This is a genomic window from Glycomyces sp. TRM65418 (genome assembly GCF_019710475.1).
Lineage (GTDB): Bacteria > Actinomycetota > Actinomycetes > Mycobacteriales > Micromonosporaceae > Glycomyces.
Genome location: NZ_JAJFAX010000033.1, coordinates 1 through 395 on the forward strand (window position 1 = coordinate 1; position 395 = coordinate 395).

Below are 395 nucleotides of genomic sequence, written 5' to 3' on the forward strand. Positions count from 1 at the left end.
ATGACCGACATGTATGCCCCGGTGCCGGAGGACAAGTTCTCGTTCGGTGTGTGGACGGTGGGTTGGGCGGCGCAGGATGTGTTCGGGTCGGCGACCCGGGCGCCGATGAGCGCTGACCGGGCCGTGCGGGAGCTGGCCGAGCTCGGCGCGTACGGGGTGAACTTCCACGACAATGACGTGTTCGATTTCGACGCTACGGAGGCGGAGCGTGAGGCGAAGGTCGGGGCGTTTCGTAGGGCGTTGGAGGAGACGGGGCTGAAGGTCACGACCGCGACCACGAATCTGTTCTCCCATCCGGTCTTCAAGGACGGGGGGTTCACGCACAACGACCGGGAGGTGCGTCGGTTCGCTATCGCCAAGGTCATGCGCAATGTGGATCTGGCTGCGGAGTTGGG

Annotated in this window: 1 protein-coding gene; it reads left to right on the forward strand. The window is 65.1% G+C overall.

Features of this window, described 5'->3' with window-relative positions:
• On the forward strand, nt 1-395 hold a 395-nt coding region (locus K3N28_RS23200), incomplete at its 3' end, for a TIM barrel protein (RefSeq protein ID WP_228095281.1).